Source organism: Burkholderia sp. 567, from assembly GCF_040545115.1.
Lineage (GTDB): Bacteria > Pseudomonadota > Gammaproteobacteria > Burkholderiales > Burkholderiaceae > Burkholderia > Burkholderia ambifaria.
In genome coordinates, this window is the sequence record NZ_JBEPLG010000006.1 from 397605 (window position 1) to 418968 (window position 21364).

21 protein-coding genes and 2 pseudogenes are annotated in these 21364 nt (G+C 68.0%); 15 read left to right on the forward strand and 8 right to left on the reverse strand.

All coding sequences use genetic code 11. From position 1 onward, the window contains the following. Positions 1-169: 169 nt before the first annotated feature. Together ABIC50_RS19875 and ABIC50_RS19880 are read right to left on the reverse strand one after the other, a co-directional pair. Positions 170-571, reverse strand: coding sequence for a hypothetical protein (locus ABIC50_RS19875; RefSeq protein WP_354166367.1), 402 nt, complete (start codon positions 569-571; stop codon positions 170-172). Positions 572-667: 96 nt separating this feature from the next. Next, a complete protein-coding gene (locus ABIC50_RS19880; RefSeq protein ID WP_354166369.1) occupies positions 668-2101 on the reverse strand; it encodes an aminotransferase-like domain-containing protein in 1434 nt (477 codons plus the stop codon). A gap of 504 nt (positions 2102-2605) precedes the next feature. On the opposite strand from ABIC50_RS19880, the gene ABIC50_RS19885 reads away from it, so the two are divergent. After that, positions 2606-3730, forward strand: a complete 1125-nt coding sequence (locus ABIC50_RS19885) for an extracellular solute-binding protein (RefSeq protein WP_354166371.1) — start codon at positions 2606-2608, stop codon at positions 3728-3730. After that, complete coding sequence (locus tag ABIC50_RS19890) at positions 3727-5511, forward strand: diguanylate cyclase domain-containing protein (RefSeq protein WP_354166373.1); 1785 nt, start codon at positions 3727-3729, stop codon at positions 5509-5511. Before ABIC50_RS19885 ends, ABIC50_RS19890 begins: the two co-directional genes overlap by 4 nt. 100 nt (positions 5512-5611) lie before the next feature. Here ABIC50_RS19890 and ABIC50_RS19895 read toward each other — a convergent pair whose 3' ends face one another. Both ABIC50_RS19895 and ABIC50_RS19900 read right to left on the reverse strand, forming a co-directional pair. Beyond that, positions 5612-5911, reverse strand: coding sequence for a DUF4148 domain-containing protein (locus ABIC50_RS19895; protein WP_011658925.1), 300 nt, complete (start codon positions 5909-5911; stop codon positions 5612-5614). A 277-nt stretch (positions 5912-6188) separates the two neighbouring features. After that, positions 6189-6446, reverse strand: coding sequence for a hypothetical protein (locus ABIC50_RS19900; RefSeq protein ID WP_006478949.1), 258 nt, complete (start codon positions 6444-6446; stop codon positions 6189-6191). 316 nt (positions 6447-6762) lie between these two features. Here ABIC50_RS19900 and ABIC50_RS19905 point away from each other — a divergent pair, with 316 nt between their 5' ends. Together ABIC50_RS19905 and ABIC50_RS19910 are read left to right on the forward strand one after the other, a co-directional pair. Next, the gene (locus ABIC50_RS19905; protein WP_354166375.1) at positions 6763-7659 is read left to right on the forward strand and encodes a LysR family transcriptional regulator; all 897 of its coding nucleotides are present in this window, start codon (positions 6763-6765) and stop codon (positions 7657-7659) included. A 129-nt stretch (positions 7660-7788) separates the two neighbouring features. Beyond that, positions 7789-8421 carry a LysE family translocator gene (locus ABIC50_RS19910; RefSeq protein WP_354166377.1) on the forward strand — a complete coding sequence of 211 codons (633 nt, stop codon included), beginning with the start codon at positions 7789-7791 and terminating at the stop codon, positions 8419-8421. Positions 8422-8535: 114 nt separating this feature from the next. Here ABIC50_RS19910 and ABIC50_RS19915 read toward each other — a convergent pair whose 3' ends face one another. Beyond that, positions 8536-10230 carry a purple acid phosphatase family protein gene (locus ABIC50_RS19915; protein WP_354166380.1) on the reverse strand — a complete coding sequence of 565 codons (1695 nt, stop codon included), beginning with the start codon at positions 10228-10230 and terminating at the stop codon, positions 8536-8538. A gap of 317 nt (positions 10231-10547) precedes the next feature. Between ABIC50_RS19915 and ABIC50_RS19920 the strand changes: the two genes are divergently transcribed. The 8 genes from ABIC50_RS19920 to ABIC50_RS19955 all read left to right on the forward strand — a co-directional run bounded on the left by ABIC50_RS19920 (position 10548) and on the right by ABIC50_RS19955 (position 16863). Further along, the gene (locus ABIC50_RS19920) at positions 10548-10847 is read left to right on the forward strand and encodes a YXWGXW repeat-containing protein (protein WP_105831124.1); all 300 of its coding nucleotides are present in this window, start codon (positions 10548-10550) and stop codon (positions 10845-10847) included. Positions 10848-11064: 217 nt separating this feature from the next. Beyond that, positions 11065-11817 carry an RNA polymerase sigma factor gene (locus tag ABIC50_RS19925; protein WP_354166382.1) on the forward strand — a complete coding sequence of 251 codons (753 nt, stop codon included), beginning with the start codon at positions 11065-11067 and terminating at the stop codon, positions 11815-11817. Then, entirely contained in the window at positions 11814-12233 is a 420-nt protein-coding gene (locus tag ABIC50_RS19930) for a hypothetical protein (RefSeq protein WP_354166384.1), read from the forward strand. Before ABIC50_RS19925 ends, ABIC50_RS19930 begins: the two co-directional genes overlap by 4 nt. Next, positions 12230-12712, forward strand: coding sequence for a periplasmic heavy metal sensor (locus ABIC50_RS19935; protein ID WP_354166386.1), 483 nt, complete (start codon positions 12230-12232; stop codon positions 12710-12712). Before ABIC50_RS19930 ends, ABIC50_RS19935 begins: the two co-directional genes overlap by 4 nt. 248 nt (positions 12713-12960) lie before the next feature. Further along, positions 12961-13806 (forward strand): GNAT family N-acetyltransferase, encoded by an 846-nt coding sequence (locus tag ABIC50_RS19940; RefSeq protein WP_354166388.1) that lies wholly within the window; start codon positions 12961-12963, stop codon positions 13804-13806. A 204-nt stretch (positions 13807-14010) separates the two neighbouring features. Further along, complete coding sequence (locus tag ABIC50_RS19945) at positions 14011-15420, forward strand: DUF1800 domain-containing protein (protein WP_354166390.1); 1410 nt, start codon at positions 14011-14013, stop codon at positions 15418-15420. A gap of 2 nt (positions 15421-15422) precedes the next feature. After that, positions 15423-16586, forward strand: coding sequence for a DUF1501 domain-containing protein (locus ABIC50_RS19950; RefSeq protein ID WP_354166393.1), 1164 nt, complete (start codon positions 15423-15425; stop codon positions 16584-16586). Between the two features lie 58 nt (positions 16587-16644). Then, positions 16645-16863, forward strand: a complete 219-nt coding sequence (locus ABIC50_RS19955; protein WP_138848931.1) for a YXWGXW repeat-containing protein — start codon at positions 16645-16647, stop codon at positions 16861-16863. Between the two features lie 30 nt (positions 16864-16893). Here the strand turns inward: ABIC50_RS19955 and ABIC50_RS19960 are convergent. Beyond that, a pseudogene (locus ABIC50_RS19960) lies at positions 16894-17210 on the reverse strand (hypothetical protein); the annotation flags it as partial. A 158-nt stretch (positions 17211-17368) separates the two neighbouring features. On the opposite strand from ABIC50_RS19960, the gene ABIC50_RS19965 reads away from it, so the two are divergent. Further along, the gene (locus tag ABIC50_RS19965; RefSeq protein ID WP_354166395.1) at positions 17369-17749 is read left to right on the forward strand and encodes a DUF4377 domain-containing protein; all 381 of its coding nucleotides are present in this window, start codon (positions 17369-17371) and stop codon (positions 17747-17749) included. Between the two features lie 25 nt (positions 17750-17774). On the opposite strand, the gene ABIC50_RS19970 is transcribed toward ABIC50_RS19965, so the two are convergent. Further along, on the reverse strand, positions 17775-19163 hold the full coding sequence (locus tag ABIC50_RS19970; RefSeq protein WP_354166397.1) for a DHA2 family efflux MFS transporter permease subunit: 1389 nt from the start codon (positions 19161-19163) through the stop codon (positions 17775-17777). A 140-nt stretch (positions 19164-19303) separates the two neighbouring features. Here ABIC50_RS19970 and ABIC50_RS19975 point away from each other — a divergent pair, with 140 nt between their 5' ends. Beyond that, positions 19304-20173, forward strand: a complete 870-nt coding sequence (locus ABIC50_RS19975; RefSeq protein WP_138848928.1) for a LysR family transcriptional regulator — start codon at positions 19304-19306, stop codon at positions 20171-20173. A gap of 121 nt (positions 20174-20294) precedes the next feature. Here the strand turns inward: ABIC50_RS19975 and ABIC50_RS19980 are convergent, their stop codons facing one another. After that, positions 20295-20645: a VOC family protein gene (locus tag ABIC50_RS19980; RefSeq protein ID WP_105787887.1), complete on the reverse strand. Its 351-nt coding sequence runs from the start codon at positions 20643-20645 to the stop codon at positions 20295-20297. Positions 20646-20902: 257 nt separating this feature from the next. On the opposite strand from ABIC50_RS19980, the pseudogene ABIC50_RS19985 reads away from it, so the two are divergent. After that, positions 20903-21364 (forward strand): annotated as a pseudogene (locus tag ABIC50_RS19985) (LLM class flavin-dependent oxidoreductase); the annotation flags it as partial.

Below are 21364 nucleotides of genomic sequence, written 5' to 3' on the forward strand. Positions count from 1 at the left end.
ACGCAGGGGCGCCGCTCGGAAGGGGACGTTGCGACGGGTGTCGGGCAACCGGAGACAGCGTAGGGAACGCGGGGCGGCGGGACAAGCAGCAGATCGGGACGAAAAGGGCGCAGCAGATCGTGGCGCGCCGGCGAACGCCGGGCATGCGCGGCGCATGCCCGGGTGAGATTCAGGCTTGCGCGGGTGCGTCGACGATCAACGCCGGATCGAGTGCGCGGATGCGCTGGTCGATGAAGTAGCCGCCGCCTTCCTGGTAGCGCAGATACAGCCGGCCGCACGTCACGCAGCGGCTGACGTTGCAGCGGTTGTACGGGAAGTGGCGCGGCGCGATCGGCGCGTCGTCGGACGCGTAGCGCGTGCCGGCCGGATGGTATTCGTCGTAGGTCGGCTCGGGCTCGTCGGGCGGCGCGAGCGTCGCCACTGCGGCGAGTTGCGTGTCCGGCAACGACAGCGGCAGGCTCGTCCAGCCGGCCAGCGACGTCTTCGTGCAGGTGCACGGCTGCGTGACGCCGGTGGCTTCGGCCGCGAGCTTCAGCAGCGCGGCGGGATCGAGGTAGGGCAATGCGCTCATCAGATGGGACTCGAGTGAAGGAGCGAAGGGGCTCGCAATGTAACCCGGTTGCGCGACGGCTGCACGGCGGCGGTGCGCGTGCGGCTTGCGTGGGGCTTACCCGGCCTTGCGTACCGCCGGCTCGGCGACTAGCTCGCCGAGCACGCGGATCGCGCGTTCGATGTCGCGGCTCCACGGATGGCCGAAGTTCACGCGCACGCAGCGCTCGAAGCCGTGCGCGGCGGAGAACAGCGGTCCCGGTGCGAAGCTGATGCCGCGCGCGATCGCCTGGCGATGTAGTTCCATCGCGTCGATAGCGTCGGGAAACGACAGCCACAGGAAATATCCGCCGTCCGGCCGCACCCATTCCACGCCGGGCGGCAGCCAGCGCCGCAGCGCGTCGTCCATGCGGGCGAGCTGCGTCTGCAGCGCACCGCGCAGCTTGCGCAGGTGACGATCGTAGCCGCCATGCTCCAGGTAGTTCGCGATGCCGGCCTGCGCGGGAATGCTCGCCGACAGCGTGGTCATCAGCTTGAGCCGCTGCACCTTTTCCGCGAAACGGCCGGCCGCGGCCCAGCCGATCCGGTAGCCGGGCGCGAGCGTCTTCGAGAACGAACTGCAATGCATCACGAGGCCGTTCCGGTCGTAGGCGCGCGCGGGTAGCGGGTAGTCGGCGCCAAAATGCAGCTCGCCGTACACGTCGTCCTCGATCAGCGGCACCTCGCGCGCGGCCAGCATCTCCACGAGCGCGCGCTTCTTGTCGGCCGACAGCGTGACGCCGGTCGGATTCTGGAAATTGGTCATGAACCAGCACGCGCGGATGTCGTGTCGCTCGAGCGCGTTCGCGAGCGCGTCGAGATCGAGGCCCGTGTGCGGATCGACGGGAATCTCGACCGCACGCAGGTCGAGCCGCTCGATCGCCTGCAGCGCCGCATAGAAGCCGGGTGACTCGACCGCGACGATGTCGCCCGGCCGCGTGACGGCCATCAGGCACAGGTTCAGCGCTTCCAGCGCGCCGTTCGTGACGATGATCTCGTCGACGGGCTGCGCGATGCCGGTCGCCAGATAGCGTCGCGCGATCTGCTGGCGCAGCGCCTCGTTGCCGGGCGGCAGGTCGACGACGGTGCTCCACGGGCTGACGAGCCGCGTCGCCTGCGCGAGCGACTTCGCGAGGCGCTGCAGCGGAAACAGCTGCGGCGACGGAAATGCGGAGCCGAGCGGCACGATGCCCGGCTGCGTCGCGGCGTCGAGCACGGAGAACACGAGATCGCTGATGTCGACCTTGCGCGTCGCGCCGGCGCGGCTCGCGCGGCGTTTCGCGGGCGCGTTCGCGGCGGGGCTCGCGCCCGGCGCGACGTAATAACCGGAGCGCTCGCGTGCGCGGATCAACCCCCACTGTTCGAGCAGGTAGTACGCGCGAAACACCGTCGACTGGCTCACGCCATGTTGCGCGATGATCTGCCGCAGCGACGGCAGGCGCGTGCCGACCGCGAGGTTGCCGTTGCGGATTTCGTCGGCGATCGTGTGGGCGAGGGTTTCGTAGCGTTTCATCGGTGCGGACGGGAGCACGTGGCCGCCGTGCGCGAGGTCGGTGCGACGCTGCGCCGGCGGGGGGAGGTCATTGTCCGACGGGCGCTCCGAAAAGGAAAGCGCGACGGCGGCTGCCGGTCGTGCTTGCGTGGCGCTTCGTGTGCTTCCGCGTGCGGGTGTGTCGGGTGCGGGCGCGCCGATGATCACGACGATGTGGTCGGTGCGATCAACGCACTCGTGCGAGGACACCCGCATCGACTGCACCGAATGCGTGCGCAGTACATGCCGTTTGCCGCCCTCGTTGCAACTGCAACCGCCCGACAGCGTGTAACGACTTTCTCCTGATCATTCTTCATTCGCCGACACGGGATCGTTTGCGTGCGACGACACGCAATCGAACGCATGCATACAGGTCGTTCCTGCATGGGCGGACACGATATGCGTGCGGCTTGTTCCAATTGCGCGGCGATATTTTTTATGGTCTTGTTGCACGATCGCGCATCGACTCGAAAAAAGGAAAGTCGAATGCATACGGGGAATTCGGACGGGGACCGATTGGTCAGGGGAATCGGCGCGCATCGGCGTGCGCGCCGTGCCGTGTGCCGGTTGCTTGTCGTCTTGACGCTCGGCCTGCCGGGCCTGCCTGCGTGTGCCGCTTCTCCCGAGACCGTCGGCGACAACGTGCTGCGTGTGCTCGCGTGGCCCGGCTATGCGGACAGCGATGTCGTCAATGCATTTGAGACGCACTTTCATGTACGTGTCGAAGTGACGTTCGTCGATTCCGACGAAGCGTTGTGGACGCGGATGCACAGCGCATCGCCGCCGCCGTACGACGTGCTCGCGGCCAACACGGCCGAGATCCAGCGCTACGCACACGACGACCTGCTCACGCCGATCGACCTGTCGCAGATTCCGAACCGCCGGCGGCAACTACCGAATTTCCAGCAGCTCGCGACGATCGGCGGGCTCGTGCGCAATGGCTCGACCTACGCGATTCCGTTCACGTATTCGTCGATGGGGCTGATCTACGATCGCAAACAGGTGCCGACTCCGCCGCGCTCGATGCTCGAGCTCTGGAACCCGCGCTACCGCGGCAAGGTGCTCGACTTCAACAGCGCGCAGCATAATTTTTCGTTCGCCGCGCTCGCGCTCGGCTATGCCGATCCGTTTCACCTGTCGCCCGCGCAAACGCTCACCGTCGCGCACAAGCTGATCGACCTGCGACGCAACCTGCTCACGTATTACACGCTTCCCGAAGAAGCGACCGCGCTGTTCATCCGGCATCGCGCGGCGCTGATGTTCGGCAACTACGGCACGCAGCAGGTCGAGCAACTGCGTCGCGCCGGCGCGGATGTGGGCTACGTGATTCCGGACGAAGGCGCGCTCGCGTGGCTCGACTGCTGGGGCGTCACGCGCGGCGCCGAGCATCGCGAGCTCGCGTTCGCATGGATCAATTACATGCTCGAACCGGTGATCGGCGCGCTGCTGACCGAGCGTCAGGGGCTCGCGAATACGCTTGCGCCGCCACCCGGCCTCCAGACCGGCCACCAGCACCTCGTGTGGCTCCAGCCGGTCGAGGACATCGCGCGACGCGAGTCGCTGTGGAGCCGCATCGTGTCGGGCGACCGGCCGGCGTCGTTCGAAAAATGATCAGGCTCGGGCTCACGTCGAAGCTGTCGGTGCTGTTCGCATGCATCGGCGTGATCGCGTCCGGCACCACCGGCTACTACACGTACCGCGCGAACCGCACGATGCTCGTGCAGGAAGCGCAGCACAGCCTGCTGATGTCGACGCACTTGCTCGGACAGCGCTTCACGACCGCCCTGTCCGACGTGGCCGACGATGCGCTCGTGCTCGCGCAATTGCCGTCGTCGGCGCTCGTCGCCGGCGGCGACAGCGCCGATCGCGCGCCGCGCACGCGGCTCGAGCAGGTGTATCGCAGCTTCATGAGGAATCACCCCGAGTATCTGCAGATCCGGTTGATCGCGCGTGGCGACTACGGGCTCGAACGAATCCGTGTCGATCGCGACGCGCGCGGCATCGTCGTGCTGCCGGAGAATGCATTCCAGGAGAAGGGGCAGTTTTCCTACGTGATCGATACGCTCGCGACGGCGCCCGGTCATATCTACCTGTCGCCGATCGAAATCAATCACGAGACCGGTTCGCATGCGGCCGAAGGGTTGCCGATCCTGCGCGTGGGCACGCCGGTGGTCGATACGACCGGCCTGGTCGTCGGCGCGCTGGTGGTCGACATCGAATTGTCGCGCGTGTTCGACCGGCTCGAGCGCGATCTGCCGCAAGACTACGCGGTGTATCTCGCGAACGAGTGGGGCGATTTCATCGTGCATCCCGATCCGTCGCAGACGTTCGGCTTCGATCGCGGGCGGCGCGTGCTGATGCAGGACAGCTTTCCCGCCACGCGGCTGCTGTTCGTCGGCGCGCGCACGAACGTGACGCTCGACGGTCTCGCGCAGCCCGACGATGCGCCGGGCCAGATGTTCGCGTTCGTGCGCACGCCGTTCGGCAACAGCGAGGGCAACCGCTACGTCGTGCTCGGCATGGCGCGTCCACTCACGGACGTGCTGGCGCCGGCCGCGATTCTCGGCGAACGGATCATCCGGATGGTGCTGTTGCTGAGCGTGGCGGCGGTGATTCTCGCGATCCTGTTCGCGCGCGCGATCACGCGGCCGTTGCAGATGCTCGCGCGCGCGGCAACCCACGTATTCGACGATCCGGCCGCCGAACGGCTGCCCGTTGCACGGGCCGACGAGATCGGCGTGCTGGCGCGCTGTTTCGACAGCATGCGCGTCGAGATCCGCACGCAGGTCGCGATGCTGCGCGCGAAGCAGCTCGAGCTCACGCACCTCGCCGGTCACGATCCGCTGACCGGTCTGCCGAACCGCCTGTTGTTCATGGAGCATCTCGATGCCGCGATCCGGCATGCAGCCGCGGTGGGCGAGGGGCTGGCGGTGATGTTCGTCGATCTCGATCGATTCAAGCAGATCAACGACCAGCATGGACACGCGGCCGGCGATCGCACGCTCGTCGCGGTCGCGAAACGGCTGAGCCAGGTGCTGCGCAGCGGCGACATGGCCGCGCGGCTCGGCGGCGACGAATTCATCGTGCTGCTGTCGGACGTGCGAGCGCCGGCGGTGATCGGCGATATCGCGTCGCGGATCCAGATCGTGATGGCCGAGGAACTGGAGTTCGGCGACCGGCTGCTGGCCGTGGGGGCGAGCATCGGCGTCAGCGAATATCCGGCCGACGGCGCGTCCGCCGAGGAACTGCTGGTGAAGGCCGACGCGGCGATGTATGCGGCGAAGGCGTCCGCGCAGTGCGCGTGCGTGCGTTATCAGGAGCTGCTGGGTGGCGGTGTCGGTGGCGTCGATGCAGATGCGGCCGGCCGCATGGCGGCGGGCGGCAGCCGCTGACGGCAGGCGGTCGTGCGGGCAACCCAAACGCAACGAGCCCGTCGCGGAACGGGCTCGTTGTCGCCTGCGCGGACTGCGCGCGATACGCGCAGCGGCGGGCTTAGTGGCCGAAGTAGACCGAGTCGCGCGCGTTCTGCGGCTTGACTACCGGTGCGCCGCCCTGCACAACCGGGGCCGCTTGCGCGCCGTAGCCGCTGCCATCGGCGGCGCGAACACGTGCTTCGGCTGCCAGGAGGTCGTTCGGGTAGTGCGGGCTCGACTGGCTCGGCTTGTAGCCGGCCTTTTCGAGCTGGACGAGTTCGTTGCGCACTTGCGCGCGGGTGACGGTGCTTTGAGCGAATGCGCCGAACGAAGCGGACAGGGCGACAGCGGCAACGACTGCGGAAACGAGCGATTTCATGATGACCTCCGATGTTCTCTACTGACTTCGCTGTCGACACAATGTCTTAAGCGATTGATTACATCGTAGGCTTCGGAGGATGGACGGTAAACGCGGGTTGTAGCGAAAGATCCTTGCGGGCGCGGCAATAATTGCGGGAGAAATACGTTCCGTCCCTATTGCGTGTTGCAGGAATTGCAAACGACTCGGTGCAGAAGATGGGGAAGCGTTCTGCCGGGCAGGCGCGAACGTCTGGCGGCATGACGCCAGGAGCGGGGAGGACGAAGGCGTTGCCGGATCAGACGCCGTCGTCGTCGATTTCCTTGCGCTCGCGGCGTTCCTCGTTGCCGCGACGCGCGCGCAGGCGCTGGCGCGACAGGACCGCGATCACCTGCTGGGTCGGTGCACCGGACGGCAGCTCGTTGCGGATGCGATCGGGCACCATCGGCAGGCCCGCGCGCTGCCGGCGCAGTGCCTTCGCGATTGCCCGGCGGCATTCGTCCCCGTGGCAATCCCATTCATCGCGGATTCTCTGGCAATAACGGCATTGTTCCATCCGGACAGTCTAACGCGTCTTGCGGATCGCGGCAGAGGGCGCTAGCGGGCGGTAGCGGGCGGGGAGTGGACTCGCGGGCGCGACGCGGCCGAGCGCACCGGATCGGGTGCCGTGGGGCACGCTTTGCCGCGCCGACGCGACCCAGGGCGACCGCGTTTGACACGATCCGAGGCTGGATCTGGCCCGAGCGCGGTGCGGAGCATCGGCGGTGATCGCGGAACCGCGCGCCGTCGAACATTGTTAGCCTGCTTCAAACCAATTCATGACGCGTCACCCTATCATGTGAAAAATACATGACCTGAAACAAGGAGGCGAGATGATGCTCGCGCAATTGCAGGCGCTGGCGGCCGTGGTCGAACTCGGCTCGCTCACGGCCGCGGCCGACCGGCTCAGTCGCAGCCAGTCGGCGATCAGCCACGCGTTGACCGAACTGGAGGACCTCACCGAGGTCAAGCTGCTGTTGCGCGACCGCCAGCCGGTCGTCCTGACCGCCGCCGGCGAACGTCTGTGGCCATACGTGCAGAACGTCGTCCGGGAAGCGCAGGCGCTGCGCCAGCAGTTCGGCCTCGCGCGCGGCAAGCTCGAAGGGCGGCTGGTCGTCGCGTCGCTGCCGAGCGTATCGCTCGCGTTCGTCGTCCCCGCGCTCGAGGCGTTGAAAGCGGCGCACGAGGGCGTGACGGCGGTGCTGCTCGAAGGCACGGACGCAGAAGTCGAAGGGTGGATCGAGGACGGCACCGCCGACATCGGCGTGGTCGCCGGCACGAAGACCTTCGCGCACAATCTGCCGCTGCTCGACGAGGATTTCGTTGCGGTGGCGGCGGACGGCATGTTCGACGGCCGCAAGCGCGTGTCGGCGAAGCTGTTGTCCGCGATGCCGTTCATTTTCTCGAAGGCGGGGTGCGGGCCGGTCATCGCCGATTACTTCGTGCGCAACGGTGCGTCGCTTCGCGCGGCGTTCAACGTGGTCGAGATGCGGACCATCCTGTCGATGGCCGAGGCGGGAATGGGGGTGTCGATCGTCCCGAGCATCACGCTCACCTATACACGGTTCGGCGGCCGGGTGCTGGAGCTGTCGCCCAGGCTGCAACGTAGCGTGCGGCTCTCGTGGAACGCGACCGGCAATGCGGTCGCCGACGCATTCGTGAAGCTGGTCGACGCGCAACGCGCGAAGGCGGGAAAGGCGATTCAGGCACGGACGAAAAAGGGCAGCTAGCGCATCGGCAGGCAATGACGCGATGAAGCGCGCTCATGGGCGGCTTGCAGTTTATTCATGCCGGCAGCCATCGACATGCAATACATTGCTGCACACCGCCCTGACTTCATTGCGTCGTAGGAGACCACCGTGCCGGCCTTGCCCACCCTGATTGCTTTCGGACTCGTGTCGCTCGGCATGGTCCTGACGCCCGGCCCGAACATGATCTACCTGATTTCCCGTTCGATCTGCCAGGGTCGCCGCGCGGGGCTGGTATCGCTCGGCGGTGTGGCGCTCGGATTCGTGTTCTACATGTTCTGTGCGGCATTCGGCATCACCGCGCTGGTGATGACCGTGCCGTACGCGTATGACGCGCTGCGTTTTTGCGGCGCGCTGTACCTCGCGTATCTCGCGTGGCAGGCGCTCAAGCCGGGCGGCCGCTCGGCGTTTCAGGTCCGGCAATTGCCGCACGACAGCGACGCGAGGCTCTTCACGATGGGCTTCGTCACCAACCTCGCGAACCCGAAGATCGCGGTGATGTATCTGTCGCTGCTGCCGCAGTTCATTTCGCCGGGGCACGGCAGCGTGCTCGTGCAATCGCTGGCACTGGGCTGCGTGCAGATCGCGGTCAGCGTGTGCGTCAATGCGCTGATCGCGAGCATGGCCGGCTCGATCGCGGGGTTTCTTGCCGATCGGCCAGGCTGGGCACGCGGGCAGCGCTGGTTGATAGGGACCGTGTTGGCGGGACTGGCCGTGCGCATCGCGCTCGAGTCGCGAAGCTAGATCGCGGGGCGGCTTGCGGTGGATGGGGACCGGACAAGCGGATAGCGCGCTGCATCGCATGACAGAACTTTCCGCCGGCCGCCGCGCCATGACGCGCGGCGGCCGGCAGTCGCATCAGCGCTCGCCGCGCTTCTTGCTCAGCTCGATCGTCTCGAACAGCTCGTACTGCGCGCTCGGGTGCTGATCCGCGCCCGGTGCGTGGTAGTAGCGCATCGTGATCGTCGTGTGGCCGCCCGGCTTGCCCGGATCGTGATCGAACACCGCGATCCCGTAACCCGTGCCCGTATCGCGGCGCGCGGACCAGATCGCATCCTCCAGCGCATCGGCCGGCTTGCGCACGAGCGTGTTCGCCGCCGTGCCCGGCACCGGCCGGTTCGGCTTCGTGAAGACCTTGGCCTGCACATAGCCAGTCGCCGGGTTCGTGCCGTATACGTCGAGCGGCGCGCTGGTGCCGCCGCCGCCGAGGATCAGGTGGATCGTGCCGTGGCTCGTGTCGAACGTCGTGCGATCGGGGTCCGTCGATCCGACCGGACGCGGCTGTAGCGTCTCGACGACTTCGCCGGTCGACGCATCGACGCCCGCGCGGTGATTGCAGCCGCGCACCGGGTAGCTGCGCTCGTAGTCGTGATCGTGACCGCACAGCACGAGGTCGACGCCGTAACGGTCGAACAGCGGCAGCCACGCCTCGCGGATGCCCTTGTCCGAGCCGTTGCCCGTTTTCGATGAACTCAGCGCGTCCTGGTGCATCTGCACGACGATCCAGTCGATGTCGTCGTCGTGCGACGCGTGCCGCAGCGTATGTTCGAGCCAGCGCGTCTGCTCGCCGTTGCTGTAGCCGCGCACGTAGAACGACGTGCCCGGTTCGATCGGCGCGTGGCCGGTGCTCGCGGCCGGCACCAGCGGATCGGGCCCGCCGACGAAGGCGGCCGCGTCCTGGTACACGACATCGTCGGCGTCGAGCGAGATGAACAGCACCGAGCTCACGCGGAAGCTGTACCAGCGGCCCGGAAAGCGCGTGCCGTTCTCGGGCAGCGTATAGCGTGCGAGATACGAGTCGAGCCCCTGCGGGCCGTTGTGGAATTCGATCTCGTGATTGCCGGGGCACGGCATCCACGGGCGATTCGCGGCCGACGTCTGGTTGTTGTTGCCGAAGTCGCGCCACACTTCCGGCTGATGCGCGGGGTTCAGGTTCGCATAGCAGAGGTCGCCGTTCAGCAGGTGGAACAGCGGCTGGAACTGCTCGACGGCCTGCACCGCGAATCGGCTTTGCGGCGACGACAGCACCCACGCGCCGTTCGGCGTCGCGAGATCGCCGTAGCTCGTGAAGCGAAACGGGGCGCGCCCGCGCGGTGCGGTCGTGAAGGTTGCGGCAAACGGCTGCGCGGCGTTGCTGTCGTTGTCGGCCGTGAGTTCATAGCGGTAGCGCGTGTTCGGCTTCAGGCCATGCACGCGGGCGTGGTACGTGAACACGGTTGCGCCGTTCAGGCCGTCGGTGTAGAGGCGCTGAACCCCATGCACGGTGCGTGCCGGCTCGCCGTCGGTGACGATGCGTGCGCGCGGATTGGCGGCCGGCGCGAGCGACGCCCACGTGATCACAACTTCGGACGCCGGGTCGTTGCCCCACGTCAGGTGCACCTGCTCGGGTGTGCCGTCCGGGTTCGACGCGGCGGCACGCGCGGCCGCGAGCCCGCCCGCGGCGGTGGCGAGGCCGGAGACGCCGGCCAGTTTCAGGAAGCCGCGACGCGATACGGAAGCGGCCGGCTCGTTCGACTCGTTCGACTCGACGGGGAAGTTGTCCTGGTTCGACATGATCGTATTTTCGATGGATGACACGCGAAGTGCGGAACCGCCCGGTCGTGCGCGAGCGCGTCGGGGGCGTGGGCCGGAAACGAGCGGGATCCCGGTGACACGCATTGTCGAAGCGCAGTTTTGCCGGGTTGTGACAGGCGGTAATCACAGTACGGACACGATGCGGCGATGGGCGCGCGGCATTCGTTTCGTTCGTTGCCGGCGCGGCGGAAATTTATTTGCCGGTGTCGCGACGGATTTTGCCGAATGCGTCGTTTAACGCATGAACGGCCGCTTCCGGGTATGAACGGTCGATACATGATGCTTCGGAGTCTTGCATGAAACTTTCCATTTCATTACGGTTTGCCGCGGCATGCGCAGCCGCGCTGGCGACGTCCGCCGTATTCGCCCAGGCCGTCATCGTCGCGCCGGTCGCACCGCCGCCGCCGCGCGTCGAAGTGATGCCGGCGCCGCGTGCGGGCTACGTGTGGGATCAGGGCCACTGGCACTGGCGACATGGCCGCTACGTGTGGATTCCCGGGCACTGGCAAGGGGTGCGCGCCGGTTATCACTGGGTGCCCGGGCATTGGGTCGCGCGTGGCCCGAACTGGCGCTGGGTGCCCGGTCACTGGGCGTGATGCGCAGCGTGCCGCGCGGCGCGCAGCGCCCGTGTGGCGAGACTTCCACGTAACCTCATCCGTCGAGCCATGCCTTTTCGAACTCTCGTGATCCTGGCAGCCGCGGCCATCGTGCTGGCCGGCTGTGTCGTGGTGCCGGCGCGTCCGGTGTATTACCGGCCCGCGCCGGTCGTCGTATATTGATCGCGCCGGCCGGCGGGCGATCGACAGGATCGATATGCCGTTCGAACCGGATGTCGACGAAACCGCCCGGGCCGATCTCGGGCGCGTTGCCGAGGGGTCGTGCTGGCGCCGTCCGGTGCCGGCGCGACGCATGCAAGGAGAGCACGACGATGAGCTTCAGCCGGACGGCGGGGATACCCGCCCGCAGCAAGCGGCGTTCGCACGGCACGTTGCGGAGCGGCCTGCGTTGAGCGACGCCGATCCGGACGCGGAACTCGTCGCGCGGGTCGGCGCGCGCGACGCGTCGGCCGTGCGCGTGCTCGTCGCACGCAAGCTGCCGCGATTGCTCGCGCTCGCGACGCGCATGCTCGGCGACCGAAACGAAGCCGAAGACGTTGCGCAGGAAACCTTCCTGCGGATCTGGAATCAAGCGCCGCGCTGGCGGGACGGCGAAGCACGCTTCGACACGTGGCTGCATCGCGTCGTGCTGAACCTGTGCTACGACCGCTTGCGCGGACGGCGCGAGGAGCCGGTCGATATGCTGCCCGACGTGCCCGACACGCAACCCGAGCCGGCCGCGCAAGCGGAGTTGCGCTCGCGCGACGCGCGCGTGCGCCAGGCGCTCGCTGCGTTGCCGCCCCGGCAGCGGGAAGCGCTCGTGCTCCAGTACTATCAGGACATGTCGAATATTGAAGCGGCCAACCTGATGGGCATCACCGTCGATGCGCTGGAAAGCCTGCTCGCGCGCGCGAGGCGCAACCTGCGCGCGCAACTGGCCGGCGACCCACCTAGCGAGGACAAGCGATGACACCCGAACGATTCCGTACCATCGTCGCCGCGTACGGCTCGGATGCGCGGCGCTGGCCGCAAGACGAACGCGCGGCGGCCGAAGCGTGGGCGCAAGCGCATCCGCGCGATGCGCTCGCGGCGCTCGACGATGCCGCCGAGCTCGATGCATGGCTCATGCAGGATACGGTCGCGCCGCCCGCGTCGGCGCTCGTCGAACGCATCGTCGCGTCGGCGCCCGCGCCGCAACGTGCGCGGCGGCGAGGAAAAGTGTGGTGGTCGGGCGCGGCGTTCGCGGGCGTCGGGTTGGCCGGCGCGCTGGCGGGCGCGGTTGCCGTGTCGGTGCTGATGCTCGGTAGCGCGCCGATCGCGCAACACGAACCGGGCTACCTGACGACGACCTTCGGCGGCCCGAGCATCGACGGAGGCGACGAATGACCGAACGCGGCTGGAAAATCATTCTCGTCGGGTCCGTCGTGCTGAACGTGTTCATGCTCGGCGCGATTGGCGGCGGCGTGTATCAGTGGTTCTCGACACATCGCGAGGTGCATGCGGGCGGGATGCCTGGTCAACGGACGGCGTTGCGGTTCGCCGCGGACGAATTGTCCGATGCGCGTCGGCAGGAGTTTCAAGCGGCGCTGAAGGCGGCGCGCAAGGACGGCCGCGATTTCGCGCGGGAAGGGCGCGATGGGCGGACCACGGTGCTTGACTTGCTGGCCGCGCCGCAGCTCGATCGTCCGGCGATCGATGCGGCGCTCGATCGTACGCGAGCGGCGGACAGTGCGTTGCGCGGGCAGGTCGAGCGCAGCGTGGTCGATTTCGCGGCGACGTTGACGCCGGATGAGCGTGCGAAGTTCGTCGACGGATTGCGGCGGAGTGGGAACTGGCGGCTGCCGGCGAGGTTGCAGAAGAAGTAGGGGACGGTGGCGGGGCAGTGAGCGGCGTTGCGTGACGACGCTCCACGAGATACCCGTCTGAGGGATTATGATGACCCGATCGGTAGCAGCGGTCCGAGGGCATGCGAATTCCGGGGCGACCGATTTCGCCGGCCCGTCTTGGTTCAGGCCGGGTTTGCATAGCCTGTTCCGTCAGCCGGCCGGTGCCTCCCCGATATATCCACTGCAACGCGATGCGGCAAGCTCGAGGGCCGCGACAGGGGCGAACCATGAATCGAGTTGAAGACTTTATCGTGCGCACCATGTCGGCCGACGAGGTGGCCATGTCGGTCGAATGGGCGGCTGCAGAAGGGTGGAACCCCGGCTTGCACGACCCGCATTGTTTCAGGGAAGCGGACCCGGCCGGTTTTTTCGTCGGCGTCTGTCGTGGCGAGCCGGTCGCTTGCCTCGCCGCTATCGCCTATGACGAGCGCTTCGGCTTCATCGGTCTCTACATCGTGAAACCCGCGTTTCGCGGTCAAGGCTTCGGTTTGCGCATCTGGCAGCACGGCGTGCGTTACCTTGGAGACCGTAACATCGGTCTCGACGGTGTCGTTGCCCGGCAGGCGAGCTACGCGAAGTCCGGGTTCCGGCTCGCATATCGCAACATCCGCTATCAGGGGCGCGTCGACGGCATCGGGTGCGCGCATGTGGCGGCAGCGGCCGATGTACCGTTCGAGCAGTTGCTTGCCTACGATCGCCGGTGTTTCCCCGCAGCGCGCGAGCGTTTCGTCTCGGTCTGGATTGCTCAACCGGATGCCGTTGCGCTCGCAACGATCGATGGTGGCCGTGTCGCCGGCTACGGTGTCATACGCCGCTGCAAGGCGGGCTGCAAGATCGGCCCGCTCTTTGCCGATGATGCCGGGATCGCCACGGGGCTGTTTCGTGCGCTGGCGGCGCGGATGCCCGGCGAGGTAATCACGCTCGACGTGCCGGAAACGAATCCTGCGGCCGTTGCGCTGGCGGAACGGCACGGCATGTCGACCGTATTCGAGACCGCGCGGATGTATACGAAAGAAGTGCCCGCGATTGCGATCGATCGCGTGTTCGGCGTGACGTCGTTCGAGTTGGGGTGATAGCCGCGAACGTGCGTACGGCAGGGCAATCGTTTCGCCATCCATGACAAAAATTCAGCGCGCGACGACCCGACTGCCCGCCGGCGTTTGAAAGCCGATCGCAAGACGCACGCGCTGACACCCCAAAAAATATTTCTCACATCCCCCGACGGATTTCCCCCCGCCGCCCGTTAAACACGGGTACGCATTGCGAGAACCCCCGTCATGGGCCATCCGAACGACATCTCACCGGCCGCCATCGCGCTGAACCGCTTTGGTCTCGGCGCGCGGGCGGACGAAGCGCCGCCTGCGGATCCGAAGGCGGCGCTGATCGCTCAATTCGACCGTTACGACGCGCGGCCGGCCGCATGGGCCGCCGAACCCGACGCGGGCACGCTCGCGACGCGCTTCGCGAACACCCGCAACGCGATGACGAGCGACGCGATGACGAGCAACGACGCGGCAGCCAAGCGCGCGACCGCACAGTCGATCCGTCGCGACGGCTACGACGCGTATCGCAGTGCGGTCGCCGCACGGTTGAACAGCGCGCTCACCACGCCCGCGCCGTTCGTCGAGCGACTCGTGCATTTCTGGGCGAACCATTTCGCGGTGTCCGTCGACAAGGGGCAGGTCGCCGCGTACGCGGGCGCATTCGAGCGCGACGCGATCCGCCCGCACGTGCTCGGCCGCTTCGAGGACATGCTCGTCGCCGTCGAGCAGCATCCCGCGATGCAGCTGTTCCTCGACCAGGCACGCTCGGTCGGCCCCGACAGTCCGGCCGCGCTGCGCGCCGAAGCCCGTGATCCGGCGACGCGCCGTGGTCTCAACGAGAACCTCGCGCGCGAGATCATGGAGCTGCATACGCTCGGCGCACGGACCGGCTATACGCAAGCGGACGTGACGGAATTCGCGCGTGCGCTGACCGGCTGGAGCATCGCCGGCGCACGCGGCCTGCAGCCCGGCGATGCGGCGCCCGGCGCGTTCGTGTTTCGTCCGAAGCTGCACGAACCGGGCGCGCGCACGGTAATGGGCCGCACCTACGACCAGCCGGGCGAAGCGCAGGCGCGCGCGATCCTCGGCGACCTCGCACGTTCGCTGGCAACGGGCCGGCATGTCGCGTTCCAGCTCGCGCGCCATTTCGTCGCCGACAACCCGCCCCCTGCGCTCACCGACCGGCTCGCCCGCGCATTCGAGACGAGCGGTGGCGATTTGCCGACGGTCTATCGCGCGCTCGTCGATGCGCCGGATGCATGGTCGCCGGTCAATCGCAAGTTCAAGACGCCGTGGGAGTGGGCCGTGTCGTCGCTGCGCGGGCTCGGCTGGCGCGACGCGGGCGACCTGAAGGCCGCGCCGCTGCTCGCGCAACTCGGCCAGCCCGTGTGGCGGCCCGGGTCGCCGGCCGGCTACGACGACCTGGCCGCGAGCTGGGCCGCGCCCGACGCGCTTGTGCGACGCGTAGAAATCGCGCAGCGGCTCGCCGCACGCACGGGCGACCGGCTCGATCCACGCACGCTCGGCAACACGCTGCTGGCGGGCTCGCTGAGCGAGCCGACGGCGACTGCGCTGTCGCGCGCCGAAAGCGCGACCACGTCGCTCGCGCTGCTGCTCGTGTCACCCGATTTCCAACGGAGATGAACATGGCTCGATCCATTACCCGTCGGCATTTCCTGAGCATTGCCGCGGCCGGAGCCGGGGCGATGCTCGTCGCGCCGCGCATCGTGTTCGCGAACGTCGAAACCGACCGGCGCTTCGTGTTCGTGATCCAGCGCGGCGCGGCCGACGGGCTGAACATCGTCGTCCCGTATGCGGAGCCCGCGTATGCGTCGCTGCGCGGCCCGCTGGCGATCGATCCATCGACGGCGATACGCATCGACGGCACGTTCGCGCTGCATCCGTCGCTCGTGCAGACCGCACGGATGGTTCGCGACAAACAGGCGCTGTTCGTCCACGCGATTGCATTGCCGTATCGCGACCGCTCGCATTTCGATGGCCAGAACGTGCTCGAGACGGGCGGACGCGCGCCATACCAGGTGAAGGACGGCTGGCTGAACCGCCTCGCCGCGATGTTGCCGGCGACGCGCGAACGCGCGATCGCATTCGCGCCGACGGTGCCGCTCGCATTGCGCGGCGGCGTGCAGGCCGCGTCGTATGCGGCGTCCGGTTTGCCGGCCGCGCCGGACGATCTGCTCGCGCGCGTGTCGGCGCTTTACGAGGCCGACGCGCAGCTCGGGCCGCTGTGGCAGTCGGCGATGGCCGCGCGCGGGCTCGCCGGCGATGCGCATGCGCGTCAGGACCCGGCAGGCGTCGGCAAGCTCGCGGCGACGTTTCTTGCGCGCGACGACGGCCCGCGGATCGCGATGATCGAGACGGGCGGCTGGGACACGCACAGCGCGCAGAACGCGCGGCTCGCGAACCAGTTGAAGGCGCTCGACACGATGCTCGCCGCGTTGCGCGACGGACTCGGGCCCGTGTGGCAGCAGACCACGGTGCTGGTTGCGACCGAGTTCGGGCGGACGGCCGCCGCGAACGGCACGGGCGGCACCGATCACGGGCAGGCGTCGGTCGCGATGCTGGCGGGCGGGGCGGTCGCGGGCGGCCGCGTGATCGCCGACTGGCCCGGCTTGCGGCCGGGCGATCTGTACGAAGGGCGCGACCTGAAACCGACCGCGTCGCTCGACGCGCTGATCGCGGGCGCGGCCGCCGAAAGCCTGCGGCTCGATCCCGCCCGTACCGCGTCCACGCTGTTCGCGGAAAGCGGCACGACGCGGCCGATGACGGGCCTCATTCGCGCAACCGTGTGACGCGCGGCATGCGCGCGTTCGCATCCGCCAACCGATTACTTGACAGGGAGAATTGACGATGAAGATCCGATCCGTATCGCTTGCCGTACTGGTGAGCGCGAGCGCCGCGCTGATGTCCGCGTGCGTGGTCGAACCGGCGCGGCCGCCGCAGCCCGCGCCGGTCGTAGAGGTGGCGCCGCCGCAGCCCGCACCCGGCTATCGCTGGGCGAAGGGCCATTACCGCTGGGCCGGCAATCACTGGGCGTGGGTGCCTGGGCACTGGGTGGCCGTGTATTGAAGCGGGCGAAGCGTGCAAAGGGCGGGCCGTTCACGATCCGGGCCGGTGCTTTGCATCGGTTTCGCTGTGCCGCCAGTCGTCGTCCGCGTGCAGATACTGGCTCGTCGTCGGCGGCGATACGTGTCCGAGGTTGTCGCGAACCAGCCGCAGGTCGACACGGCAGTCGGCCCGGTGCGAGCCTGCGCTGAAGGCGCAGCGGGTACGATCCGCGTGGAAGGATGCGCGCGCATCATTGCGCGGCATCGTGGCGATCGCATCCTTGACCGCCAACCACAGCGGCGGGCCCGGATGGCGCGTGAGCACCCACGCGCAGGCCGTCGCATTCGGCGAAGATATCCTCCGAGGGGAAACAGGGTCTTCATGATCGTGCCACGCTCGTCGAAGATCTCAGTCGCCACGAGCATGCAGACGTGAGGGAGAGCCACACCGGCTGTAAGCCGTTTGTGAACTTTCCCGGCGCGGCGCTCGTCTAATCGGCCCGCCAACGCTTCCTGAGGACCTCCAGATGATTCGCAAGACCAGAACGCTGCTCGGTGCGGCCGTGCTTGCCGGCAGCACGCTGCTCGCCGGATGCCAGACCGACGCGGCCGCGACGGACCCGCGCGCGGCTCGCCCGGCGGACGGCCGTCCCGTGACCAGGACGGTTTATGTCGCGCCGCAGGCAGCGCGCTGCACGGGCGTCGCACCGATGGACTGCCTGCAGGTGCGCAGCAGCCCGGCCGAGCCGTGGAGCTTGTGGTACGTGGGGATCGAAGGCTTCGCGTACCAGCCCGGCTATCAATACGTGCTGGAGGTCGACGAGTACCGCGTCGCGCAGCCGCCGGCCGACGCTTCGTCGATCCGCTGGGTGCTCAAGCGTGTTGTCGAGCGGCGTCAGGTGAACTGACGGCCACGCCCATCCGCGTCGCCGCTTACGCCGACGCCCCCGGCGCAACCGGCCTAGGCGGCGCGGCAGTATCGATCCGCCGGAACACGACCGACGACAGCAGCGTGACCGAGCCCATGCAGACGAACGACAGCATGAAGCCGTTCGCCATCGAGCCCCAACGCGCGGCGAACAGGTTCACGAGCCCGCCGCCGATCGACACGCCGAGCCCCATCGCCAGCATCTGCATCATCGTGAACAGGCTGTTGCCGCTGCCGGCGTCGGCGTGCGACAGCCCCTTGAGCGTCACGGCGTTCATCGCGGCGAACTGCATCGAGTTCGCGGCGCCGAACACGATCAGCAACGCCATCTCCAGCGCCGGCGCGGGCCGCGCCGACACCAGCGCGAAGCCCGCGATCGCGCAGCCGACGATCCCCGTGTTCACGACCAGAAACGTCGCATAGCCGAAGCGTTTCGCGAGCGGCGCGATCCAGCGCTTCGCGATCACGCCGGCGATCGCGGCCGGCAGCATCATCATCCCCGACTGCAGCGGCGTATAGCCGAGCTGCACCTGCATCAGCAGCGGCAGCATGAACGGCACCGCGCTCGTGCCGATCCGGCACAACAGGTTGCCGAGCAGCCCCGAGCCGAAGTTCGGCTCGCGGAACAACCCGAGCCGGAACAGCGGCTGCGCGCGGCGCCGCGCGTGGGGCAGGTACGCGAGCGCACTCGCCACGCCGAGCACGGCGAGCCCGATCGCCCAGCCGGTGCGGTGCGCGGGCATCGGCGGATCGATCGCGAGCGACAGCGCGAGCATCGCGGCCGACAGCAGCGCACAGCCGACGAAGTCGAATGGCGGCGGCTGCGTCGCCTGGTCGTGCGGTAGAAAGCGCTGCACCGCGAGGAAGCCGACCACGCCGACCGGCACGTTGACGATGAACACCCAGTGCCAGGAAATCGCCTGTGTGAGCCAGCCGCCGAGCGTCGGCCCGACGATCGGGCCCAGCTGCCCGGCGATCGACACGAACGCGATCGCCGCGACGTACTGTTCGCCCGGCACGCGACGCAGCACCGCAAGCCGCCCGATCGGCAGCAGCATCGAGCCGCCGATGCCCTGCACGGCCCGCGCGACGACGAGCTGGCCGAGCGTGTGCGACGCGGCACAGCCGATCGACGCGAGCGAGAACACCAGGATGGCGAGCGAGAACACGCGGCGCGTGCCGAACCGGTCGGCGAGCCAGCCGGACGCCGGCGTGAGCATCGCCATCGTCAGCGTGTAGACGACCACGACCGGCTGCATCGCGAGCGGCGACGCATGCAGGCTTTGCGCGATCGACGGCAGCGCGGTGTTGACGATCGTCGTGTCGAGGGACTGCATGAAGAACGCGGCGGCGACGATCCACAGCAGCGCGGAATGTGAAGGTTCGCGGGACATGACGAAGTTGGAAGGGCGGCGACCGGCATGGCGACGTGGCACCGCCGGTCTACAAGCACTGGATGGTATCGATTCCGGTGGTTATCGGGAAGCTGCCTTATGGCATTGACTGTCATCGTAATCGCCGATGACAATGCGGGATGCTCAATCCCGTCTGGCTCAAGACGTTCGCGACCGTCACGAACTGCCGCAGCTTCACCGAAGCGGGCCGGCAGCTTGGGCTCAACCAGTCGAGCGTCAGCGAACACATCCGTCGTCTCGAAGAGAGCGTCGGCCGGCGGCTGTTCGTGCGCGACACCCATTCGATCGCGATGACGGCCGACGGCGAGGCGCTGCTCGTGCACGCGAACGTGATCCTGCAGGCGCTGAACCGCGCGGAATCGCAGTTTCGCAAGCCGAGGCTGCAGGGCCGCGTGCGGCTCGGCGCGTCGGACGATCTCGCGTTGGTCGCGCTGCCGGACGTGCTCGCGGCGTTTCGCACTGCGCACCCCGACGTCGCGCTGGAAATCACGACCGGCATGACGAGCCGGCTCTACGAACTGATGGATGCGGGCGCGCTCGACCTAATGATCGGCAAGCGGCGGCTCGGCGAGCGGCGCGGCACGCCGCTGTTGCGCGCGCGGCTCGAATGGGTCGCGCGGCCGGGCACCGTGGTCGACCTGGAGCGGCCGCTGCCGCTTGTGCTGGTGGCCGAGCCGAGCGTCACGCGCGCGGTCGTGCTGAACGCGCTCGCGGAAAAGGGGATCGGCTGGGAAGTCGTGTGTTCGAGCAGCAGCCAGCCGGGCTGCATCGCGGCCGCGCGGGCCGGGCTCGGGCTCACCGCGACGTCGCAGTATCTGTCGGCGCGCGGCCTGGCGACGCCGGTAAACGGCGACGGGCTGCCCGCGCTGCCCGACGTCGAATTCATCGCGCTCGCCGCGAAGCGGCTCAGCCAGCCGGCCGGCACGCTGCTCGAGCTGCTGGAAACCAGCGACCTGCGCGCCCCCGGCGCGGCCGATCAAGGCGTGTAGCGCACGGCGTTACCTGACAACTGCCGACAGTTAGCCGACCGCTGCCGATCGCACCGCATCCTCCCGGGCGCCCGCCGGCCGTGCCACGCGCCACGCATCGCCGCGTCCCCGCATCCCCGCGTCACGCCGCGCGTTTCTGCGAAATCACCAGCAGCGCGCCGTTCTTGTCCTCCAGCACCGCGCGGAATTCGTGCGGCCCGGCCTGCACCGGCACGCGAACCGACGCGCCGGCCTTCACGACCCGCGCCATCGCCGCGTAGAGGTCGTCTCCTTCATCCACGCGCAACGTGAGCGCCGCGCGCTCGACGATCTGCTCGTCGCCAGCCACCAGCGCGATCGTCAGCGGACCGCCGTCGAGCGCGCAGTAGCGGTCGCCGTCGCGGAATTTCACGTTCAGGCCTAGTCCATCGACGAACAACGGCAAGGCCGTGTCGATGTCGTCGACCGGGTACAGCAGCATCGATACCTTCATTCCCTCTCTCCGTTGTCGTGATGTATGCGGCGCACCGCACCGTCGTTCGATGCTAGCGCGCGGTGCCGGCCGCGACGCAGTCCGATCGGATGACGGTGAAACCCCTCTGTCCCCACGGTGGGGCCGTTACTCCAAACAGACGATGCCCGTGCGGCCCCGCGCGCCGACACTCCCATCCGTGGACCGTCGCTATTCGTCCGTACCGTGCGGGCCGCTGCACGAGCCCGACTCGTCCAACATACATGGAGACGCACGCAATGAAGTTTTCCCTCATCTACGAAGCCCAGACCACCGACGCATCGCGCGAGGGCGACCACCGGGTGTTCAAGGAGACGGTCGAACAGGCGCTGCTGGCCGAGCAGGTCGGCTTCGACACGATCTGGTGCGTGGAGCACACGTCGCTGACCAACTATGCGCACATGAGCGCGCCGGAAACCTTCCTTGCGTACCTGGCCGGGCGCACGACGCGCATCGGGCTCGGTCACGGCGTCGTGTGCCTGCCGCCGGCGATGAACCATCCGATCAAGGTTGCCGAGCGCGTCGCGCTGCTCGACATCCTGTCGGGCGGCCGCGTGCATTTCGGCGTCGGCAAGGGCGGCAGCCAGCAGGAGGCGGGCGCGTTCGGCTACGACCTCAACGAGCTGCAGCCGATGATCGACGAGTCGATGTACCTGGTGCCGAAGATGTTCGTACAAGACGAGATCGAGCACGACGGCCAG

Coding starts and splice junctions, on each gene's coding strand:
- ABIC50_RS19965 (WP_354166395.1), top strand. CDS start 17,369: ATGATTCGCAAGACCAGAACGCTGCTCGGTGCGGCCGTGCTTGCCGGC.
- ABIC50_RS19925 (WP_354166382.1), top strand. CDS start 11,065: ATGCCGTTCGAACCGGATGTCGACGAAACCGCCCGGGCCGATCTCGGG.
- ABIC50_RS19915 (WP_354166380.1), bottom strand. CDS start 10,230: ATGTCGAACCAGGACAACTTCCCCGTCGAGTCGAACGAGTCGAACGAG.
- ABIC50_RS19875 (WP_354166367.1), bottom strand. CDS start 571: ATGAGCGCATTGCCCTACCTCGATCCCGCCGCGCTGCTGAAGCTCGCG.
- ABIC50_RS19930 (WP_354166384.1), top strand. CDS start 11,814: ATGACACCCGAACGATTCCGTACCATCGTCGCCGCGTACGGCTCGGAT.
- ABIC50_RS19900 (WP_006478949.1), bottom strand. CDS start 6,446: ATGGAACAATGCCGTTATTGCCAGAGAATCCGCGATGAATGGGATTGC.
- ABIC50_RS19975 (WP_138848928.1), top strand. CDS start 19,304: ATGCTCAATCCCGTCTGGCTCAAGACGTTCGCGACCGTCACGAACTGC.
- ABIC50_RS19905 (WP_354166375.1), top strand. CDS start 6,763: ATGATGCTCGCGCAATTGCAGGCGCTGGCGGCCGTGGTCGAACTCGGC.
- ABIC50_RS19935 (WP_354166386.1), top strand. CDS start 12,230: ATGACCGAACGCGGCTGGAAAATCATTCTCGTCGGGTCCGTCGTGCTG.
- ABIC50_RS19940 (WP_354166388.1), top strand. CDS start 12,961: ATGAATCGAGTTGAAGACTTTATCGTGCGCACCATGTCGGCCGACGAG.
- ABIC50_RS19920 (WP_105831124.1), top strand. CDS start 10,548: ATGAAACTTTCCATTTCATTACGGTTTGCCGCGGCATGCGCAGCCGCG.
- ABIC50_RS19945 (WP_354166390.1), top strand. CDS start 14,011: ATGGGCCATCCGAACGACATCTCACCGGCCGCCATCGCGCTGAACCGC.
- ABIC50_RS19955 (WP_138848931.1), top strand. CDS start 16,645: ATGAAGATCCGATCCGTATCGCTTGCCGTACTGGTGAGCGCGAGCGCC.
- ABIC50_RS19890 (WP_354166373.1), top strand. CDS start 3,727: ATGATCAGGCTCGGGCTCACGTCGAAGCTGTCGGTGCTGTTCGCATGC.
- ABIC50_RS19895 (WP_011658925.1), bottom strand. CDS start 5,911: ATGAAATCGCTCGTTTCCGCAGTCGTTGCCGCTGTCGCCCTGTCCGCT.
- ABIC50_RS19950 (WP_354166393.1), top strand. CDS start 15,423: ATGGCTCGATCCATTACCCGTCGGCATTTCCTGAGCATTGCCGCGGCC.
- ABIC50_RS19980 (WP_105787887.1), bottom strand. CDS start 20,645: ATGAAGGTATCGATGCTGCTGTACCCGGTCGACGACATCGACACGGCC.
- ABIC50_RS19970 (WP_354166397.1), bottom strand. CDS start 19,163: ATGTCCCGCGAACCTTCACATTCCGCGCTGCTGTGGATCGTCGCCGCC.
- ABIC50_RS19885 (WP_354166371.1), top strand. CDS start 2,606: ATGCATACGGGGAATTCGGACGGGGACCGATTGGTCAGGGGAATCGGC.
- ABIC50_RS19880 (WP_354166369.1), bottom strand. CDS start 2,101: ATGAAACGCTACGAAACCCTCGCCCACACGATCGCCGACGAAATCCGC.